This window comes from Paludibacter sp. 221, from assembly GCF_010501035.1.
Taxonomy (GTDB): Bacteria; Bacteroidota; Bacteroidia; order Bacteroidales; family Paludibacteraceae; genus QVMH01.
Genome location: NZ_QVMH01000020.1, coordinates 15,326 through 34,871 on the forward strand (window position 1 = coordinate 15,326; position 19,546 = coordinate 34,871).

A 19,546-nucleotide genomic window follows, 5' to 3' on the forward strand; every position below is an offset into this window, starting at 1 on the left:
TTGTTTGTAAACTTAAAAAAAACAGAATTTTGTAGTTTTTAAGTTGTTGATTTTCAGATATTTAAAAAAATAATCCTGTGATTTTGTAATCATTTGGTTTTCATTAAGATACAAAAAATTAATGGACTGTTATTTTAAGAAACAACGGAAAATAAATAATAAAAACATGTAGACCTTTTGTAACATATATCCCTTTTTGGCTACCTGCAAGAGGGCTTGAAAAAGGAAGTGGTTAATATGGGCTTATAGAGATTCCGGTGTTCTTAATTCTTGACTCCTCCTTACTCCAAACTCTTTTTATACTCCGATGGAGTCATTCCGTATATTTTCTTAAAACATTTGCTGAAATACCGTGAATCGCTCATTCCCACCATATAAGTAATTTCTGATATATTATGTTCGCCGGCTTGCAAAAGCTGTGCCGCCCTTTTTATCCTTATCTCCCTGATAAACTCAATGGGCGAAAGCCCTGTCAGCCCTTTCAGCTTATTGAAAAACACGGTTCTTCCCAGTCCTATTTCAGAAACAACATCGTCTACAGTTAGTTCACTGTTGTCCATATTTCGCTCCATAATATCGAGTAGCTTAGCAAGGAATATCTCATCCTGCGACGTAATTTCTACTTTGGCAGGCTCCAGTTCCAACAGGTTTTTCCTGTAGGTTTCCTGTAAGCGTCTGCGCTGCTCAAGTATATTCTCTACCCGTGCTTCGAGATATACAGGACTGAAAGGCTTGGTAATATAATCCTCAGCACCATACTTCATTGCCTCCAAACGGCTTTCTATGGCTGATTTTGCCGTTAATAATATAATAGGTATATGGCTTGTACGGGCGTCATTCTTCATTTTCTCAGTAAACTGCAAGCCATCCATATTCGGCATCATCAGGTCGGATATAACCAGGTCGGGGATGATTTCCTGTGCCATTTTCCAGCCTTCTTCGCCATCTGAGGCTGATTGTACCCGATAGTCTTTTTTCAGGACATTGGTGAGGAAATTTCTCATTTCATCATTATCTTCCACTACTAACAGCAGGGGAGCATCTTTGGATAATACAAGGTGTTCGATATCCAGGCTACCCTGATGTGTTTCCTGGTTATCATTCTCACTTTCCAGCTTATCTTCTACCACGTAATCTACGTCATTCCCAAAATGCTCTTTGCCGCCACGGAAAGTTACTGTAAAAGTAGTGCCTTTGTTAAGCTCGCTTTCCACCTCAATCACCCCTTTGTGCAAGTCCACTAGTTCCTTTACCAGATTAAGCCCGATGCCGGTTCCTTTTTGGCTGCTGAGGCTTTGAATTTCGTTGGCCGAAGTAAAGCGTTCGAACAGAAATAGCCGCTTCTCGCGTGCAATGCCTACTCCTTCGTCTACAACTTTTACTTGTACATCGCCATTAGGGTTAATGGTAGAAATCCGTACTTCTATTGTTTTCCCTGCTGGGGTATATTTAAAGGCATTGGAAAGCAAGTTGTAAATAATCATGTCTGTTTTATCCCTGTCTATCCACAAAACTGTACCGGGTGATTCGTTGACAAAATTAAACCGTATGTTTTTCTCTAATGCTTCTTTCGTAAAATTGGAGCAAATTTCTTTAATCAATAAATCGATGCGTGTAGGTTGTATTTTTAAACGCATTTTCTTATTCTGTATTTTTCTGAAATCCAATATCTGGTTAATGAGCCGCAGCATCCTGTCGCCGTTTTTTTGTACTACTACTAATTGTTCTTTGACGGATTCGGATGTTTTTTCGTTTTTCAGTATATTCTCTACCGGCCCAAGAATCAGGCTTAGAGGTGTGCGCAATTCATGGGATATATTAGTGAAAAAACGGAGTTTTATATCGGTTACTTTTTGTTCGATTACCACATCGTTTTTCAGTCGTGAATACATCCTTGTCATGTAGAAAACGATGTATAGGGCAAGTGCAAAAAGGATGAAGTATATAAAATATGCAATAGGAGTTTCCCAGAACGATGGGAGTATTTTTACTTTCAGCACACGTTCGTTGTCTACCCACACCCCTTCATTGTTTGTCGATTTTACCTTGAAGTGGTATGTTCCTTTCGGAATGTTGGTATAAGTTGCTTTTCGCTGGCTTTGCACGTAGTTCCAGCCGTTTTCAAATCCTTCGAGCATGAAGGCATAGCTTATTTTTTCCGGATTGGTGTACTCCAGTGCGGCATATTCGATACTGAAAACCGATTGCTTGCGTGCCAGCTTTATTTCTTCGGTGTGTCCAATGCTTTGCTTCAGCGGAGAATTTTTTTCGCCTATCTTCACATCGTTGTTAAATAACTGAAAGCGGGTAAACTGAACAGAAGGTACGTCGTTGCTCAGTTCTATCATGTCGGGGCGGAATGTGTAATATCCCATATTACACCCGAAAAACATGTTCCCGTCTTTGGAATAAAACCCTGCGGCTTCGGAGAAATATCCTTGCTCGTTACCGCTGAATAAATTAAATTTCTGAAAGAAATTTGTTTTGGGGTTAAAGCGCGATAGCCCGCTTTCGGAACTCAGCCAGAGATTACCTTTACGGTCTTCCTGTATGCACAGCACAATGTCGCTATACATTCCATCGTCGCTGGTATAGTGTTCGAAAACAGCGGTTGAGTTTTCGTCGGCTTTTTTCAGCAGTTTGGAGAGCCCTCCTCCGAATGTGCCTATCCAAAGCTCTCCCGTACTGCTTTTGTGGAGATAATGTACGTCATTATTGCTTAGGCTGGTTTCTACGTTTGGCAGCTTTTCGATATAGAACTCTCTGGAGTGTCCTATATTCATGTAGTTGTCTATTTGCAAAAGCCCGTTTGCAGTAGCCACCCAAAGCGTGTTTCCGTCCTGAAGCAAATGCCTTACTTTTTCGCAGGTATTGATGGGGTAGGAGGTCAGCAGGTTTTTGTAGCTGATGAACGAAACCTGTCCTCCAATTTCGGATACAATGTTTATTCCCCCTCCAAATGTGCCTATTATAATATTGCCGAGGTTATCTTCTATTATGCTATATATGTTGTCGTTGGTCAGGCTGTTGTTGTCGAGCGGATTGTTGGTAAACCGTTTTAGTTTGTAACGTGGTTTTTCAGCATTTGTATAGTCAGGTGTTAGTTTTAATAATCCTCCGCCTTTTGTTCCTATCCAAATGTTTTTGCGGCTGTCCTCGAACATGCAATAGGCTAAATCATCTGTTTTTGCACCCGAATTTAAGGCTCCATTTGCCGATAATACTCCTAATTCATTAAGCGTACTGTTGAAAAAACGGATAGTACCGTCTTTGGTAGCTATTATGATATTGCCGTCCGAGGTTTGCAGAAATGAGCGTATCTCATTCGATGTTAATGTGTTTTCCTTCTTGTTTGGTTTGCCCAAATAAAACTGCGAAGGTAAAATGCTTATTTTATCCAATCCCTTATTGTATGTGCTTAACCATATATTGCCGTTGCGGTCTACATACATAGAGTGGATTATGTTGGAAAAATGGCGGTTTACGCCCTCCGGCTCATTATAAAAGTACTCTAACTCATCTTTATCGCGGTTGTATAATGAGAATCCTCCTCCCTGCGGGTTTATCCATAGGCGTTTTTTTATATCTTCGAAAACGATGAAATTGGGTAACAGCGACCGTTCGTTTACATTGTCCACTTTGGGCTGAAAGTATTTTACCGATTTATCGCTTGGTTTATAACGGAATACTCCTGTTTGCTCCGATTCGAACCATGCTATGTTGTGCGAATCAATCTGTACCGACATGAAATTGTCGGATGTTATTGCTTTGGTGTTGCTGCTGTTGATGTTTATAAGTTTGTCATCAGTTACAGAGTATGTGTAAAATCCGTTTCCGTAGGTAGTAAATATGATATTTTCGTTATCTATCGCTTTAATGTCAGATACTCTTGTGCCGTTTTGGAGAGCGATGGCTTTAAATTTGTTCTCATCTTTCGAGAACAGCCATACATTTCCATTACCGTCGCCAAGCCATATCGATTCTTTTGTTTCGTCTATCGAATAAAAGCCGCTTTTAGAGTTATTGCCGTTTGGCTTGTGCTTTTTTATCTGGTTCGAGTTGATATTGACGCTTTGTATTCCTTGTGTTGTACCAATCCATATATTTTGGTTTGTATCTTCGAATATGAAGTTTACATGATTATCGTCTATTGCATTGGCCGAGAGAACAGAGTACTCTATTACTTTTAAATCAAAGGTTTTAGGGTCGGTAACTATTCTTAAAGCACCTATTTCGTTTGTTGCAATCCATATATCTCCGGTGGATGTTTCTGCAATCCTTTTAGACCGCTCTACACCATATCGAAAACGGTTTGTTTGATAAGGGAGGCTATAAAACTGTTCGGTTTTGGGGTCGAAACGGTGAAATTTACCGTCGTAGGTCTGAATCCAGATAAAGCCGTAATTGTCTTCATGTATATAGTCAATCCGGTTTGTTTGGATATTGCTATGGTCGCCCGGCCGTGATTTATAAATAGTAAATTCGTATCCGTCAAATTTATTCAGTCCGTCCCATGTGCCAAACCACATGAACCCTTTGCTATCCTGCATGATAGCCATTACGGTGTTTTGCGACAGGCCGTCGTCGATAGAGTAATGCTGAAAAACAGCTTGTTCCTCAGCTTGTAACGATGCGAAACCCCCAAATAGAAATATAAAAGCAATGTATTTTTTAAGTATGGTATTTATCATAATGGGTATTTATTTGTCAACACATTAAAACAGTATAACCTTTAAATGATATTTTTATTATATTCCATTTTGTAAAGCTATAGCGTACAGTGTCGGTGAGAAATAACAACCGACAAAAATAGCGAAAAACAATGAAAATATTTAATGAAATAAAGATACAGTTTTTTTATTATTTATTCGTACTGTTCTCAAAAAGAACTTGTTCTGGAAATGAAACACTTAGATTGGTAGTTACTTGTTTTTAACCATATAAATACTTATTTTTGCAGGTATAAAATTAAATTGAAATCCTTATGTCTATTCCCAAAGGAACTGTTGAATTTAATGTCCCTGAGCCTACTTTGCGCCGTTTACCTTGGTATCTGGCTTTTGCACAGTTGGTACAAAGGGAAGGTGAGCAGTATCTGTCTTCCACACAAATAGCTAAAAATATAGCTGTCGATCCGTCGATGGTTGCCAAAGATTTGTCGTATGTAAATATATCGGGGCGTACCCGCGTAGGATACGAGGTAAACGAGCTTGTACGGGTATTGGAACGATTTTTGGGCTTTACCAATTCGCATAAAGCATTTTTGTTTGGAGTTGGGCGTTTGGGGGGAGCTTTGCTGCACGACAATGGGTTGCAACAGTTCGGATTGGAAATTGTGGCCGGATTCGACGTTAAGTACGAACTGGCAGGCAGTAGTATCAATCGTATTCCGGTGCATCATCTGAATCGTTTTCCGGAATTAAGAAAACAAACCGGAGTAGATATCGGTATATTGACCGTGCCGGTGGAGAAAGCGCAATCGGTGTGCGATATGATGATTGAGGGGGGGATAAAAGCTGTATGGAATTTTACACCTTTCCGTATACGTGTTCCTGAAAATGTGGTAGTGCAAAATACATCGATATATGCTCATTTGGCAGTGATGTTCAACAGGCTGAATGCTATTAATGAAGTGGAACGGATTAATGGGAAGAAACATAAATGAAAATAATAGCGATAGGTCAGAATTATGCAGAGCATAATAAGGAATTGAACAGTACTAACCCTACCGAGCCTGTAGTGTTTATGAAGCCTGACTCGGCATTGCTCAAAAGCAATAAACCCTTTTTTATCCCGGATTTCACCCAAGAGCTGCATTACGAAACCGAGTTGATAGTTAAAATCAACCGCTTAGGTAAGAATATCGCTCCACGGTTTGCACACCGCTATTATTCGGAGATAGGGCTTGGCATTGATTTTACGGCACGCGATTTGCAACGGAAACTTCGAGCCGAAGGCAAGCCTTGGGAAGTATGCAAGGCTTTTGACGGTTCGGCGGTAGTAGGAGATTTTCTGCCCGCTGATAAATTTCCCGATATTCAGAACCTGCAATTTTATTTGGATATAAACGGAAAAACTGTTCAGCAAGGCAATACTGCCGATATGATTTTTCCTGTCGACGAGCTTATAGCTTATATAAGTAAGTTTTTTACACTTAAAATAGGCGATTTGATTTTTACAGGAACGCCTGCCGGAGTTGGCACAGTGAGTATAAACGATAGGCTCGAAGGATACCTAATGGGTAATAAAATGTTTAGTTTTTTGATAAAATAGATTACGTATTTATATTGTTGTTGCAGCTTCTGTTGTTTTGCTGAAAGTGATGGTGTAGGGCGATAATAAAGTTGTAGTAATTTCGTTATACAGATATTGTTTCAGAAAGAATCCCATATATGAGAAATAAATTATACTTACTCTCTTTTTTTATAACATCGGTAACTTTTCTTATGGCGCAGCCGCCCACTACTGTCCCCGTTCAGCTCCACTGGCGTGGAATAGAGCGTTGGTATGCAGATTCGTCGTATGTAGAAACGCTTACTTTTGATAATGCGGTACATTCTGTCGATAATAACCTTCCTTATTTCCATTACGAAGAGATGACCGACCCTTCGTTCACGTATACTGCCGAGATAAAGAACGCGAATTATATTCCGGTAAGCGAAGAAGAATCGCTGTTTCTGAGTAATATAGAACTTCCGGCAGAGCCCGGGTTAGATGTTACAACGTCTAATTACCGGAGTAGTGAATCGTTGCATATTAACTTTTTACCATTTGTAATCAGGGATAATAAACCTTATAAGCTAAATGCTTTCGATTTAGTTATTCAGAAGAGTGTTAAATCACGGAGTTTAGTCCGTGCGTCTACTATACATAGCTATGCCAATGAGTCGGTGCTGTCGCAAGGGCGGTTTGTCAAAATACGTGTGAAAGACAGCGGAGTATATCGAATTTCGCATGCTAAATTGCGTGAAAACGGTTTAGAACCTTCCAATGTCCGTGTGTTTGGTTATGGAGGCGGTGTGCTGGAGGAAGATTTTACAAAGGCCAAACACGACGATTTGCCTCAGGTAGCTGTGCACGACACAGGCGATGCCATTATTTTTTATGCTCAGGGAGTGAATAAATGGTCGTACAATGCGGCTAATGAGATTTTCACACATAAGACAAATCCTTATTCTACATATGGTTATTATTTTATTACATCGGATAACGTACAGGATAAGAAAAGGATTGAGGAAAAGCCTGCCGTGCAGCCCGAAGGAAACACGGTTTGTGATATAACAGAATTTGTTGATTATAAACTGTACGAGGTGGAAAAAGAAAACCTGTTGAAATCGGGGAGGGAGTTTTTTGGAGAAAAATTCACTTCGCCGCAATCATCTGTAGATATAACATTTACGTTTCCTAACGTAATAAAAAGCACAGATGCGGTAAGGGTTAATATTAACTTGGCTGCAACTTCGCAAAGTGCCAGTATTTTTGACCTGTCATTAAATGGGGTGAAAAAAACGGTTACTGTACCCGCCTTAGGTGGTAGCGATAACTATTTGCTGGTAAGCAATACGACCAAAATTGTTCCGTACGAGCCTTCGCAGGATATACTGAATTTTAAATTAGCACTGACCACCTCTACTACGGCTTATCTTAATTACATGGAAGTAAATGCACGCCGAAGCCTTATCATGTCAGGCTCGGCTATGCAGTTTAATAATATGGATAATATCGGTAGTAAATCGTACAACCGTTACCATCTGACGGCAAACAGTTCAATTATTCATATCTGGGATATAACCAACCCCGTAAATACCGGGCGTATGAGTACCGACCGCAACGGGAATGCTTTAACCTTTGTGGACAATGCTTCGAGCGTAAAATCGTACATGGCGGTTGATTTGAATGCTTCCGAATCTTTGCCCGAAGTGGAATTTGTAGGAGATGTTGCTACACAGAATATACATGGCATGGAACCCGTTGATATGCTTATTATTACCCATCCGATGTTTGTGGCTCAGGCCAATAAACTTGCACAGGCACATTATGATAAAGATGGACTTAGGGTAGGTGTGGTAACAACAGAGCAGGTTTACAACGAGTTTTCATCAGGTACTCCGGATGTCGGCGCATATCGCTGGGCGGCTAAAATGTTTTATGATAAGCCTGAAAATGAAGATGATAAGCTGAAGTATTTATTGCTGTTCGGCAAGGGAACTTATGACAATAGGGGAATTATGTCTAATTCCGGAAATAATTTGGTTCTGACATATCAGTCGGCTAATTCATATAGCGAAACAAATTCTTATGTGTCTGACGACTATTTTGGTTTTATGGACGATAAAGAAGGGGTCAATATACATGATAGTGCCCATAAGTTGGATATTGGTATAGGACGTTTCCCTGTCAGTACCGAAGCCGAGGCCGAGAATGTGGTAAGCAAAACCATTGCTTATATGGAAAACAAAAATAAAGGAGGATGGAAAAACCAGCTTTGTTTTATTGGCGATGACGGGGGAACCGGCAATGACGGTATGGGACATATGGAAGATGCTGACGTTATAGCTAAAGTGGTGGGAGCTGCCAATCCGGCCTATCAGGTGAATAAAATATACTTGGATGCTTATCAGCAGGAAACAAATGCCAGTGGCGAAAGGTATCCTGCTGCGAAGACTCGTTTTCACAATTTAGTTCGTTCAGGGTTGTTCTTAGTTACTTTTATGGGGCATGGAAGTGCCGGTAACTGGACTAACGAACAGATACTTACGCTGGGTGATATAAATTCTTTTTCGAATAAGAATTTAGGTGTTTGGGCTGCCGGTACTTGCAACTTTTCCCGTTTTGATAAAGACGGTATATCCGGAGGCGAGGCGTTGCTTCTGAATCCTATCGGCGGAGGTATTGGTTCGTTTTCTGCTGCCCGTACCGTTTTCCAGAATTATAACCGTACTGTAGTCAAGAATTTTTGTGAGTATCTGTTTGAAGATATCGACGGAGTACCTCCTCGTATGGGTGATGTGGTAGTTAAAGCAAAAAACAAATCGGAATCGCACGCAAATAAACTTTCGTATATGTACTTTGGCGATCCGGCTCTTAGGCTTAATTATCCTGAGCCATATAAAGTGGTAACAACGCAGATAAACGAGAAACAAGTCGTCCCAACCCATACTGATACTTTACGTGCCTTGTCGGTTGCCACTATAAAAGGAATGGTGACGGACGTTTCGGGTAATTTGAATGAGGATTTTAATGGAAACCTGCAAGTGCTAGTTTTCGATAAAGAGCAAAATATAAAATCGCTGGATAATCATAAAGAAAACTTATCAATAACTTATAAAGAACGACCGAATACTATATTTACAGGGAAAGCAAAAGTGGTTGACGGAAAGTTTGAGTTTACCTTTATGTTACCAAAGGACATTCGTTACAACTATGGAACCGGAAGGCTTAATTTTTACGCATGGGATGATGATAATGAATACGAGGGGCAAGGCTATTGCGAAGATTTTATCATAGGCGGAAGCATTGATAATCCTATTGCCGATAATGAAGGTCCTGAAATTGTTATGTACTTGAACCACTCAGGATTCATATCGGGCGAGAAGGTGAATGAAACTCCTGTATTTACGGCATATTTGCAGGATAATAACGGTATCAATATAGCCGGCTCCAGCCCCGGACATGATATAATGCTTTCTATCGACCAAGACCCTAAGTACTGGTTTACGCTGAACGAATATTACGAGGCGGAAGAAGGAAGTTATCAGCGTGGAATGGTTAAATTTCAGTTGCCTGAGATATCCGAAGGAAAGCATATCCTGACTTTCAGGGTTTGGGACTTGCTGAACAATCCATCTGAGAGAATATTGGAGTTTGAGGTCGTAAAGGCTTTGACTCCCGATTTGTTTTCGGTTACTACGTACCCTAATCCTGCAACATCTATAGCCTATATTAAGGTAAACCACGACAGAGGCGATGAAATAATAAACGTGAATGTAGATGTTTATGATTTGTCGGGAAAGAGAATCTGGACTTTCAACGATTATGTAATTGATAACACAATACAGTGGGATCTTATGCAAGGGAATGGGCAGAAGGTATCGGCTGGTATGTATATTTACAGGGTAAGCGTAGAAACAAACGATAAGAAAATATCAACAAAGTCAAATAAAATTATAGTGACGGAATAATAAAATATGAAATAATCAGTTAGTTATTACGTCGGATTTTATAAATTTACGCACTTTAAAAAAAATAAAAAATAAAAAACATAAATAATTACGAATGAAAAAAACGATTTTGACCTTATTTTGTGTTGCTTCAGTTTTATCGTCGGCAGTATATGCTGATTCTGAATTGCCTGAAGATAATAACTTAAATCCTTTGTACACAGGTGTACCTTCATTATCCATTGCACCGGATGCACGTTCGGGTAGTATGGGCGATACCGGGGCAGCTACTACACCGGATATATACTCTCAGTATTGGAATCCGGCCAAATATGCTTTTATGGAGAGTGCAGTTGGCTTTGGCTTTTCGTATACCCCTTGGTTGAGGTCTTTGGTCGAAGATATTAATTTGGGCTATGTGGCCGGTTATTGGAAATTTGACGATTATCAGGCAGTAAGTGCTTCATTCCGTTTTTTCTCGATGGGTAAGGTTACATTACGCACAGCGGCCGACGGACCTATACACGATGCACATCCTAACGAATTTGCAGTAGATGTGGCTTACTCCCGTATGCTTTCTGAAAAATTCTCGGCTTCGGTAGCATTCCGTTATATACGTGCCGACTTGGGAGTGGGTGGTTTCGGAACAGGTGGTGAAACCGAAATGTATCCTGCAGATGCTTTTGCTGCCGATGTATCAGCTTACTATCGTACCCCAATCACAATGGCAACAGGTGATGCTATCTTAGCATTTGGTGCTAACATTTCCAATATGGGTAACAAAATAAGCTACGATGATATAACATACAATTATCTGCCTACCAACCTTAAAATCGGAGGTTCTTTCGATATTCCGTTCGATAGTTACAACCGTCTTTCAGTTAATGCCGATGTGAACAAACTGTTGGTTATTTCCCGCGGAGGTAAATATGGCGATGAATTTGGTGAAGTATCTCCTCTTTCAGGTATTTTCAGGTCGTTTGCCGATTCTTCGTTTGGCGAGGAAATGAAAGAGATAACATGGTCGGTTGGTTTGGAGTATTCGTACAACAAGCAATTCTTTGCGCGTGTAGGTTATTTCAACGAACATAAAGATAAAGGAGGGCGTAAGTACTTCAATGCAGGTGTCGGTTTTAAATTGAATATATTCCAACTGGATGCGGGATATGTGCTTGCTACTACACCGCTTAACCCTCTTGACCAAACATTGCGGTTTTCATTATCATTTGATTTGTTTGGCTTGAGAGATTTGATGAACTAAAACTTTATATCTAAAAAATATAGAAACGGCTGTAGAAGATAATTGCAGCCGTTTTTCATTAGCTACATTTGTATGACACATAGGTTCAGATAGTTTACACATAAGTACACATAGATTTCTATTGTGTTCTATGTGTTTTCGTGTGTGTACACTATGTGAGCAAAATAATATAATTAAAAGAGCTATTATGAATATACGTGTTGGTTTGGGTTACGATGTGCACATCTTTGCACCCGAAAGGGAGTTGTGGCTTGGTGGTATCCGTATAGAACATACGCGGGGGCTTTTAGGTCACTCAGATGCCGATGTGCTGATTCATGCTTTGTGCGATGCCTTGCTTGGAGCAGCCAATTTGCGTGATATAGGATTTCATTTTCCCGATACCGGTAGCGAATTTAAAAATGTAGACAGTAAAATACTGTTGGCAAAAACCATGACCCTGCTTCGCGACAAGGGGTATGAATTTGTGAATGCGGATTGTACCGTTTGTGCCGAGCAGCCTAAGATAAACCCTCATGTGGAAGCTATGCAAAAATGTTTAGCCGATATTATAGGTACAGAACAAGATAATATATCCATAAAAGCAACTACAAACGAGAAAATGGGGTTTGTGGGTAGAGAAGAGGGGATGGCTGCTTATGCCGTAGTACTGATATGTAAGCAGTAAGGATGTTATGACGAGCTACAAGTAAACGAGAATTTCAGTAGAAAGGGAAAAGGAGAAAGTACTTTTGCCTTTTTATATGAAAATCTAGGTTCTTGACTCTTGACTCTAAAATACAAATATTTATTGTATTTTTGTGTCTTTGCAAAATCAATTATAAGGTATGGAAAAGGTTTGGCTATTTGCACTTCTTAGTGCCATTGTAGTTAGTTTAATCTCTTTTATTGGTGTCTTTTTATTGTCTTTCAGGCAGCAAGCACTTAAAAAAGTATTAGTGTTGCTTGTTTCTTTCGCTGTTGGCGCGTTATTAGGAAACTCTTTTTTCCATTTGTTGCCCGAAGCCTATTTTCATATTCATGAAATATCCACTACGGCATGGATTTGCATTGCCGGTTTTCTTGTATTCTTTATATTAGAACAGTTTCTGCATGTTCACTCCGATAAAAAGAGTGGAGGCGAATCAATAAAGAATTATGGTTACTTAAGCCTTTATGCAGATGGAATCCATAACTTTACCGATGGCATACTGATTGCTGTGGCTTGGATGTTTTCCCCTGAAATGGGGTTGGCTACAACACTGACTATTGTGCTGCATGAGATTCCGCAGGAAATAGCAGATTTTGGTGTATTGCTCAAAGCCGGTTTTACACGTAAAAAAGCCCTTTTATATAATTTTGTTTCAGCTTGTGCTGCCATTCTTGGTACTGTGCTAACGCTTTGGGTGGGCGAACAGGTAAACGATTTTTCTGTTTATGTATTGCCTTTTGCCGCAGGTGGTTTTATCTATCTGGCTGCAACCTCCCTATTGCCCGAAATACTGAAAGAGACAAGTAAGAAGAATTATTGGCTTTATATACTTTGCATATTGTTGGGTGTGTTTGCTATGTATTATTTTAGTGCAAGCGGAGGACATTCGCACGCTCATTGATGTCAGCTTAAAGGGTGCCACATAGGTTCAGTTAGTTCACACATAGGGGCACATAGAGTATTCTCACGCCAGCGGAGGTTGGATTTGCATATGGAGCAATCCAATATGTCGGATACAGCATACAAGCGAAGCGTAGCTTATACCGAAAATAAGTGCAGTTTTAAAACAGTAAAAGAACATAGGTACAAGTCACAGACTTGCACCAAATACAAGTGTTTTATACTAATGGCGGATTTGCAATCCGAAAAGGATAATAGGTTTTAATAATTTGATAATCAATCATACACTTTTATGTCTGAAAACAATGTGAATGATGAAATAAAGAAAGCTATAGAGATGCTTCGGGCTGGTGGGGTTATTCTTTATCCTACCGATACCGTGTGGGGCTTAGGGTGCGATGCTACAAACGAAGAAGCTGTAAAAAAAGTGTATGAAATAAAAAAGAGGGAAGACTCAAAATCAATGTTGGTTTTGCTCGACAGTACAGCCAAATTACCCGCTTATGTTGACGAAGTGCCTGACATAGCCTGGGATTTGATAGAATTGAGCGATAAGCCACTGACTATTATTTATCCCGAAGCAAGAAATCTGGCGAAGAATTTGGTAGCCGAAGATAAATCTATTGGCATAAGGATAACAAGTGAGAGTTTCTCAAAAACATTGTGTGAACGCTTCCGTAAGCCTGTTGTATCCTCTTCGGCAAACATTAGCGGTGAAAGCACTCCGGCGAATTTCATGCAAATATCAGACGAAATTAAAAATAGTGTAGATTATATAGTGAATTTCAGACAGGACGAAAGCACACTTCCTGCACCATCGTCTATTATTAAACTGGGTAAAGGGAATGTTTTCCAAATAATAAGAAAATAAATACTCCTGATGTTGAAAACAAGAAACATGAATAGAATGACTTTGCGCTTGGCGTATCTTTTTTTTGATATGTTGGCGGCTGTCATTGCATGGTTGTTTTTTGTTTATTTCAGGCAGGTAATAAATAATGTGGGCCTGTTTGAGGGTATTCATATCCTGGTGCCTAAATACGATTATACAAAGAGTTTCGTTTTATTTCCTTTTTGCTGTCTTTTTGTTCATTACCTGTCGGGAGTATATCTTTACCCCGAAAGGCATTATCAGGTCAGGCTGTTTATAACAACCTTTGTTGCTTGCGCTATAATTGCCGTAGCTATTTTCTTTGCATTGTTGCTGGATGATATAGTTGTTTCGTACGAGTATTATTATTACTCGCTGCTTGCGTTGTTTCTTATTTTGTTCGTGTTTACTTACACTTTCAGGGTTATCATATGCTTTGGGGTACGGCGAAATTATAAAACCAAACGCTGGACAACCCGAACAGCTATAATTGGGACAGGAAAAAATGCAAAGAAAATAGCATATGAATTAGAAAAAAAACTGAAAGAAAATACTTTCGTTGGTTATATATCCGAAGACAATAAAAACTTGCAGCAAGAAGAGGTTATTGGACGAATATCGCAGATAGAGCCTGTTATAAAGAAAGAAAATATACAGGAAATTATCATCGCCCTGGACGATAGCGATGAGCAAAGACTGTTTTCAATTATCAGCTCTCTTTATAAGTATAATATAAGCATCCGGTTTACTCCGGGCTTGTATGAAATATTGATTGGGAGTGTGAAAATGACAGAACTGGGTATGAGTCCGCTGGTAAGCATTACGAACCCAACTATGAAAGACTGGCAGGCGTGTGTAAAGCGTCTTTTTGATATAGTAGCTTCATTCTTGTCATTAGTGATTTTATCACCATTATTCCTGTTTTTTGCAATCAGGATAAAAGCCGACTCAAAAGGTTCAGTCTTTTTTAAGCAAGAAAGAATAGGGCAGTTTGGGCGTCCTTTTGACATTGTCAAATTCCGTACGATGTATACAAATGCGGAAAATTTAGGTCCGCAACTAAGCAGCCCGCACGATAGCCGTGTTACCCCATTCGGGCGGTTTTTAAGAAAATACCGTTTTGATGAGTTGCCTCAGTTCTGGAATATACTGAAAGGCGAAATGAGCATTGTAGGGCCTCGTCCCGAACGCGATTTTTATATTAAGAAGATAACCGAAGTAGCGCCTTATTATTGCCTTATTTACAAGATTCGTCCGGGTTTGACATCGTGGGGGCCAATACGTATCGGCTATTCGGATACGCTTGAAAAAATGGTAGAGCGGCTCAATTATGATGTTATTTACATGGAAGACATGTCGCTTAAAACAGACCTGAAAATTCTGTTGTACACCGTGGATGTTATTTTTCGTGGCAAAGGGGTGTAAATGCTTCTTATAAAAATATCTTGTTACCTTTAATTCTATATCCATAAAACCCGCATTATCAGTTTTTAAGTAATTCAACTGCTTTTCGAAGTGGTTGCCTGACTTTTTTTAGACTTGGGAGAGTTTAGGCGTAAAGCGGACTTTAAGCCGCTTGCCGGATAAAAACTTTTCAGCCTAAAGTAATTCAAGCAGTTATTAAGAATTGAATGAAGCTAATGTTATATTCTATGATGTAAATTCTTGATAACGAGTGTTGTAGATTATTGTTGATTTCTTGTAACTACTTATATTCGTTTTTTGATGAATAAATATTTATCTTTGCGTGCCTATATGTAAACGATGGACAAACAGAATTGGTATATAAAAATGATTGCGTGGCGCGAAGCTCATATAAAGCAACGCCATTTTATAATTATCCTGAGTTTTGTTGTTGGGGTTTTAGCTTCGCTTGCTGCCTACCTTCTTAAAACAACAATCCATTTCATTCAGAATTTTTTAGCTACTACCTTTAATGCGGATAGTGTAAATTATTGGTATTTGGTTTTTCCTATTGTAGGGATAGCCATTACCTCCCTGTTTGTGCGCTATATTGTGAAGGATGATATAAGCCACGGCGTAACCCGTATTTTATATGCTATTTCGCAGCGAAAGAGTATTCTGAAACTTCACAATGTATGGACATCGCTTGTAGGTAGCTCCATTACTATCGGTTTTGGGGGGTCGGTAGGGGCTGAGGCACCTATTGTACTTACAGGGTCGGCCATAGGGTCCAATTTGGGTAAGTTCTTTAAGATGGACCAAAAAACCCTTATGCTCCTCATTGGGTGCGGTGCTGCCGGTGCTATCGGGGGTATTTTCAAAGCTCCTATTGCCGGACTGGTGTTTACACTGGAGGTGCTTATGCTTGATATGACCATGACTTCAGTTGTTCCACTTTTAATATCTTCTGTTACAGCTACTTCGCTATCATATATTTTCGCAGGTAATGCTTTTATGTTTCATTTTACCCAGTATGAGCCTTTTGCTATCGAACGTATCCCTTTTTTAATCTTATTGGGGGTGGTTTGCGGATTGGTATCTTTGTATTTTACGCGTGGCATGAACTGGTTGGAAGGGATATTCCGTAAACTTAAAAATCCTGTAGCCAAACTGGCGGTAGGAGGAGCTATTTTGAGCCTTCTTATATTTGTTTTTCCTCCTTTATATGGTGAAGGATATGATTCGATAGAAGCCTTATTGAACGGAGATGCTACGAGCCTGCTTGAGCATAGTCTTTTTGCTAATTTCGGTAATACCGCTTTGGTAATTTGTATATATCTGACTTTAATTGTCTTTTTTAAAATATTTGCTTCGGCTGCTACCAATGGTGCGGGCGGAGTAGGAGGTATATTTGCGCCGTCGCTGTTTGTAGGGTGTCTTACAGGTTTTATTGTGGCCAAGGTATTGGGTTCGTTAGGATTTATTGTGCCCGAAGCTAATTTTGCTTTAGCGGGTATGTCGGGACTGATGTCGGGTGTTATGCATGCGCCTCTTACGGGGATTTTCCTCATAGCAGAGCTTACGGGGGGATACAATCTCTTTATGACGTTAATGATTGTGTCTGTAGTGTCTTATATCACTATCATGCTGTTCGAACCTCATAGCTTGTATGCTATGCGTTTGGCACAAAAAGGGGAGTTGATAACACACCACAAAGACAGGGCTGTACTGACGCTGCTTAAAATGGAAAATGTTATCGAAACAGACCTCAGTGAACTTGCTCCTGATATGACTTTGGGCGAATTGGTAAAAGTTATCTCAAAATCGAACCGTAATATATTTCCGGTGGTCGACCCAAGGACGAGGGTTTTTATAGGTGTTGTACTGTTAGACGAAGTAAGGAATATAATGTTCCGCCCGGAACTATATGACAGGTTTACAGTGAAGCAACTGATGATTTCGTCTCCGGCTATGATAAACCAGAATTTGCCAATGGAGAAAGTGATGCAGATTTTTGAAGATACCGGAGCATGGAATTTACCGGTAGTGGATGATGAGAAACGTTATATCGGTTATGTGTCTAAATCGAAGATATTTAATTCATACCGGCATGTGTTAGTTCACTTTTCGGAGGATTAAGAGAGTAATAGCATTGAGAATATGGCAAAAGCAAAATCATATACCGAAGCGATAGAGGAATTAGAAGAAATACTACGCTCATTGGAAGAGAGTGAAGAAGTAAACATGGATTCCATATCCGAAAAGGTAAAACGTGCTTCGGAGTTAATTAAATTCTGCAACAAAAAGCTCCATGAGCTGGACGGGGAACTGGAAAAGATAATTTCAGAATCGTAGCCGGTTAATTTATCATTTTCTTGTTCAGAAATTCCTGAAAGGCATCTTTATAGCTATCCGAGATAGGAATACGTACTTTCCCAAATACAATCCTGTTGTGTTCTATCTCTTTTATTTTATCGGTGTTAACAATGTACGAACGGTGAACCCGCATAAAATTTTGTTTCGATAGCATTTCTTCAACCGTTTTCATTGTAGTGTGCGATATAATTGCTTTCGGGTTATCATCCAGATAGATTTTTACATAATCTTTAAGCCCTTCGATATATGCAATGTCTTTTGTGTTGATTTGTAGTAGTTTATAATCCGATTTTACAAATATACTTCCATTTTTCCCCTCGCTCTGTTTTTCAAAATTAGCTTTGTTGTTTATCTCAAACCATTGCAACGCCTTGTTGGCAGCTTGCAGAAAGTCGGCATACCCAAAAGGTTTCAGCAGATAATCGAGTGCATTTACCTTGTAACTTTCTAATGCGTATTGCTGAAAAGCGGTTGTAAATATGATGCGTGATTGCTCAGGCACTAATTTTGCAAATTCCATCCCATTTAATTCGGCCATTTGGATATCCAGAAAAATAAGGTCGGGCGATAGTTGCTGTACGGCTTGGGTAGCTTCTATTGCCGAATGGAATTTTCCGGTCAATTTCAAAAAAGGAGTTTTAGCCACGTAGCTTTCAATCAGCCCAAGTGCCAAAGGTTCATCATCTATTATAAAACAGGATAATTGCATAGTTATAGCTTATTTTAAAGGTACGATTAATTCACAAACATAAGTATTGTTTTTTTCATCACAACGCAGGATGTGTTTATGAGGGTAAAGTATATCCAATCTGCGATGGAGGTTTTCGAGCCCAATGCCCGAACCGCTCTTATCGCTTTCGTCTTTAGGGAAATAGCTGTTTTTAATAAGGCAGACTATACGGTCTTCTACCTGATGAATATTAACATGGATAAAAGAAGGTTGCGAGTGGCTTACGCCGTGCTTGAAGGCATTCTCAATTAAGGAAATAAATATCATCGGGGCGATTAATTTATTGCTTGTCAAGTCGGCCTGTATATCTACCTTTAAATCCACATTATCGGTTAGGCGGATGCGCATCAGTTCAATATAGTTTTTTATAAAATCCAGTTCCTTATGTAAAGCTACAAAATTATTGGTGTTATCGTATAGTACATACCGCATGAGCTTGCTTAGCTCCAATACTGTATCTTGGGCTTTTTCAGGACTAATAGCGATTAAAGCGTATATGTTGTTCAATGTATTGAAAAAGAAGTGCGGGTTGATTTGCTGGCGGAGGTTTATCAGTTCGGCTTCTTTCCGGCGTTTTTCTTCCTCCTGGCGTTGCCCTTCGGTAACATACCATTTGCCCAGAACCTTTGTTATTATGCTGATGCCGGCAACGATTCCCATCGAAAATACCTCTCTGATATAAAATAAATATGCTTTGAATTGGTAATTGGAAGGATGCATATTGTCCATAGCCTTCTCCATTCTGAAATCTTTCAGAAAATAGACTATTAGCCCTACTACGAGTATGAGCAGAAGGTTTGAACCTAAAAATTTCCATATTTTTTTTTGGAACAGAAATTTCTCCGTCAGTACAAAATACTCCAGATAAAACACCAATGCCGACGATAATACGGTGATGGCGTGGTTGTGTCCTAACCGTATTAGGTCGATATCATCGTGTCGCCATAACATCAAAAATGGAAGGACGAATATGAATAACCATATCAGGACGTTGATTAGTATTTGGAGAGTATTGGTTTTTTTATTTTTCATCAATGCTTATATAGAGTGCTATGTGTATTTAGTACAAAGTTTATCAAGGAACAAAAATAATATGCTTTGCGCTTTTCCGAAAGTTATTTAGACGAATAGTTATTTTTTGTCGACAAATCTA

At 39.5% G+C, this 19,546-nt stretch carries 13 protein-coding genes; 10 read left to right on the forward strand and 3 right to left on the reverse strand.

Annotation, left to right across the window (positions count from 1 at the left end):
- Positions 1-281: 281 nt before the first annotated feature.
- On the reverse strand, positions 282-4,691 hold the full coding sequence (locus D0T49_RS06120) for a two-component regulator propeller domain-containing protein (protein ID WP_163629712.1): 4,410 nt from the start codon (positions 4,689-4,691) through the stop codon (positions 282-284).
- A 293-nt stretch (positions 4,692-4,984) separates the two neighbouring features.
- On the opposite strand from D0T49_RS06120, the gene D0T49_RS06125 reads away from it, so the two are divergent.
- The 10 genes from D0T49_RS06125 to xseB all read left to right on the forward strand — a co-directional run bounded on the left by D0T49_RS06125 (position 4,985) and on the right by xseB (position 17,642).
- Complete coding sequence (locus D0T49_RS06125) at positions 4,985-5,665, forward strand: redox-sensing transcriptional repressor Rex (RefSeq protein ID WP_163629713.1); 681 nt, start codon at positions 4,985-4,987, stop codon at positions 5,663-5,665.
- Positions 5,662-6,273 carry a fumarylacetoacetate hydrolase family protein gene (locus D0T49_RS06130; protein WP_163629714.1) on the forward strand — a complete coding sequence of 204 codons (612 nt, stop codon included), beginning with the start codon at positions 5,662-5,664 and terminating at the stop codon, positions 6,271-6,273. Before D0T49_RS06125 ends, D0T49_RS06130 begins: the two co-directional genes overlap by 4 nt.
- Before the next feature lie 119 nt (positions 6,274-6,392).
- Positions 6,393-10,181, forward strand: a complete 3,789-nt coding sequence (porU, locus tag D0T49_RS06135; protein ID WP_163629715.1) for a type IX secretion system sortase PorU — start codon at positions 6,393-6,395, stop codon at positions 10,179-10,181.
- A 94-nt stretch (positions 10,182-10,275) separates the two neighbouring features.
- Positions 10,276-11,421, forward strand: coding sequence for a type IX secretion system outer membrane channel protein PorV (gene porV / locus D0T49_RS06140; RefSeq protein WP_163629716.1), 1,146 nt, complete (start codon positions 10,276-10,278; stop codon positions 11,419-11,421).
- 187 nt (positions 11,422-11,608) lie between these two features.
- Complete coding sequence (ispF, locus tag D0T49_RS06145) at positions 11,609-12,088, forward strand: 2-C-methyl-D-erythritol 2,4-cyclodiphosphate synthase (protein ID WP_163629717.1); 480 nt, start codon at positions 11,609-11,611, stop codon at positions 12,086-12,088.
- 160 nt (positions 12,089-12,248) lie between these two features.
- The gene (locus D0T49_RS06150) at positions 12,249-13,013 is read left to right on the forward strand and encodes a ZIP family metal transporter (RefSeq protein ID WP_163629718.1); all 765 of its coding nucleotides are present in this window, start codon (positions 12,249-12,251) and stop codon (positions 13,011-13,013) included.
- Between the two features lie 291 nt (positions 13,014-13,304).
- Positions 13,305-13,883: an L-threonylcarbamoyladenylate synthase gene (locus tag D0T49_RS06155; RefSeq protein WP_203583432.1), complete on the forward strand. Its 579-nt coding sequence runs from the start codon at positions 13,305-13,307 to the stop codon at positions 13,881-13,883.
- 27 nt (positions 13,884-13,910) lie between these two features.
- Positions 13,911-15,308, forward strand: coding sequence for a sugar transferase (locus tag D0T49_RS06160; RefSeq protein ID WP_163629719.1), 1,398 nt, complete (start codon positions 13,911-13,913; stop codon positions 15,306-15,308).
- Between the two features lie 339 nt (positions 15,309-15,647).
- Positions 15,648-17,426 carry a chloride channel protein gene (locus D0T49_RS06165; RefSeq protein WP_163629720.1) on the forward strand — a complete coding sequence of 593 codons (1,779 nt, stop codon included), beginning with the start codon at positions 15,648-15,650 and terminating at the stop codon, positions 17,424-17,426.
- Positions 17,427-17,447: 21 nt separating this feature from the next.
- Positions 17,448-17,642 carry an exodeoxyribonuclease VII small subunit gene (gene xseB / locus D0T49_RS06170; protein ID WP_163629721.1) on the forward strand — a complete coding sequence of 65 codons (195 nt, stop codon included), beginning with the start codon at positions 17,448-17,450 and terminating at the stop codon, positions 17,640-17,642.
- Positions 17,643-17,646: 4 nt separating this feature from the next.
- Here xseB and D0T49_RS06175 read toward each other — a convergent pair whose 3' ends face one another.
- Positions 17,647-18,372, reverse strand: coding sequence for a LytTR family DNA-binding domain-containing protein (locus D0T49_RS06175; RefSeq protein WP_163629722.1), 726 nt, complete (start codon positions 18,370-18,372; stop codon positions 17,647-17,649).
- 9 nt (positions 18,373-18,381) lie between these two features.
- Entirely contained in the window at positions 18,382-19,425 is a 1,044-nt protein-coding gene (locus tag D0T49_RS06180) for a sensor histidine kinase (RefSeq protein ID WP_163629723.1), read from the reverse strand.
- Positions 19,426-19,546: the final 121 nt, after the last annotated feature.